Raw genomic sequence first — 2,204 nt, forward strand, 5'->3', positions numbered from 1 at the left:
TAACTGGTTGGGGAAGTCCACCAGGAACCCAGACCAAGTATACTGGACCAAACAGTAAACCATTCTAGAAAAAGAGGGATTATATTGAAGAAAGAGAATCATTGTGATGGTTGTTGTTACAGGGAATGGCACAACGGGGATATAACCCGTTGTAACTTCCTTTACAATGACCAAAGATGCATAATACATGAAGAGGCTAAACGATGAACCTAGACAACCGAAGACTAATCGAAATCCAAAAAGAAAAAAAATTATTCAAAAGCCTACTAGATAAAGCAGACACAATCACTGACTGTTTAACCTACCAAGGCAAACTAGACATACTTGAAAACGAGGAAAAACAAATCCTAAAAAGAAGTGATGTGATAATATGAAATATAGTAAAACGGAAATGAAAACCGCCGCCAAAACCATTCGTAAAAATATTAAAAAAGGTAACGGCAGACCCGAAAAAATCAAAATGACCGATACTAACGGGGATAAACACAAATTAAAACTAAAACAATACCTCGGATTATTCAAACAATGGAACATCTTCAGATTAAAAAATGGTAGATATCCTAATTATGTAACTTATGTTGGTAAATCCAAAGAACCAACAGTAATTAATTATCAAGACAATGGGTATCAATGTGCCTGTGCATCATTCAATATGGCATTACAATCCTTATTTGACTGGGAGGATGAAACCACCATTGCCCAAGCATTCAACACTGGTAAATACGGAACTAGTCCATCTGATATGATTAATGGTGCAAAGAAATTTGGTTACAAAATACAACCAATCAATCGTAACCAAAAAGCATTACAAAAAGCATTCGACAAAGGCTACGGAGTAATAGCACATATCGACACCATTAAAGCTCCTTGCCTAGGTTACAAGAACAATTATGGACATTACATTAACATACAAAGAATAACCAAAGCCGGAAACTATCGTGTATTTGACCCAACCAAAGGAGTATTAAGCGTTAAACCCTCATGTATTGATAATGCAATGTTAAACCGTACACTTAATTATTATCAGGTAGTGATAGAATGAAAAACACTTTAACTGCTGAAGATATTAGTTTCCGTAAAGATATTCATTTAAGAAACCTTAAACGTAAACTTGCAAAAATCAAAGAATACCCAGTGTTAACTGATGAGTATTTTGAGTTAAAAAAAGAAATTGAAACATTAGAGAAAGAATTAGAATAAAAACCTTTTTTTTCGATGACATAGACTCCAACACCATCCACTGAGTAGTAGCGAATATGAAACGAGGATGTAAAAATATAAACTTTTAAAAGAAACTACTTTCCATAATTAGTTTGAAAAATATTATCCTATACTACCTGTTGGATCTATTGAGAAAAATATGGTAATTCACTATATGGTCCCGACTTGTGTATTTTATGCACAGGTTGGGATTATTTTTTTTTTAAATTTTTGTTCGTTCTGGTAATTGCGAACATTCCTATTTTTCCAAATATTTATCAAAAACAAGAAACCAATAATAATAACAGAAAAAGTATAAGGTTATTTCACCTTAACTCTTTCGGTATAAACATAATAACCTAATACTTTTCAATTGCTCTCCCAAAAACGAGCAATAAAAGTAGAGATGATAATATATGATTATGGAAGAAAAAATATTTAAAACTTTTTGCCGAGAACGAAACATCAGCCCAGGAAGTATCAATGTATACCGACATGCAATAAACAAATACTTGGAATTCACCGGCATGACCTTAACTGAACTACTTGACGAAGCCGACCGTGAGGAAGAAGAAAGGATAAGATGGAAACGTCGAACACTTAAAACCAGATTAATCGACTTCAGAAACTACCTAATCGATTATGGTTACGCCAAAGAAACCATTAACACTATGATGAAACGAGTAAACACTTTTTACCGTCATTATGAAATTGAAATCCATCATTTGCCAAGAGTGAATATTCAATCTACTGTTGAGATAAAGATTCCAACAAGACAAGATTTGCAAGTGGCGGTGGAATCAAGTAAACCTTTAATGAAAGCTTTAATCTTGTTCCTGGCGAGTAGTGGTATGAGTAAGGTTGATGTGTTAAAGTTGAGTATACAAGATTTCATAGAAGCCACAAGAACCTATCATAATAGTGATGATATTCTTGAAGTAATGAGTATTTTAAATGAACGTGAAGATGTAATCCCTACATTTAGTCTAGTCAGGACAAAGACA

The 2,204-nt window shown here is 33.5% G+C and carries 4 protein-coding genes and 1 pseudogene; all 5 read left to right on the top strand.

What is annotated here, in order from left to right; all coding sequences use genetic code 11:
- Nucleotides 1-84: 84 nt before the first annotated feature.
- Entirely contained in the window at nucleotides 85-207 is a 123-nt protein-coding gene (locus IJ258_RS03710) for a hypothetical protein (RefSeq protein ID WP_292803106.1), read from the top strand.
- Nucleotides 204-374 (top strand): hypothetical protein, encoded by a 171-nt coding sequence (locus IJ258_RS03715; RefSeq protein ID WP_292803109.1) that lies wholly within the window; start codon nucleotides 204-206, stop codon nucleotides 372-374. Before IJ258_RS03710 ends, IJ258_RS03715 begins: the two co-directional genes overlap by 4 nt.
- Nucleotides 371-1,042, top strand: coding sequence for a cysteine peptidase family C39 domain-containing protein (locus tag IJ258_RS03720; RefSeq protein WP_292803112.1), 672 nt, complete (start codon nucleotides 371-373; stop codon nucleotides 1,040-1,042). Before IJ258_RS03715 ends, IJ258_RS03720 begins: the two co-directional genes overlap by 4 nt.
- Entirely contained in the window at nucleotides 1,039-1,200 is a 162-nt protein-coding gene (locus tag IJ258_RS03725) for a hypothetical protein (protein WP_292803115.1), read from the top strand. The genes IJ258_RS03720 and IJ258_RS03725 overlap by 4 nt, the downstream gene beginning before the upstream one ends.
- Before the next feature lie 416 nt (nucleotides 1,201-1,616).
- Nucleotides 1,617-2,204: pseudogene (locus IJ258_RS03730) on the top strand (hypothetical protein); the annotation flags it as partial.

The sequence above is a fragment of the Methanobrevibacter sp. genome (assembly GCF_017468685.1).
Lineage (GTDB): Archaea > Methanobacteriota > Methanobacteria > Methanobacteriales > Methanobacteriaceae > Methanocatella.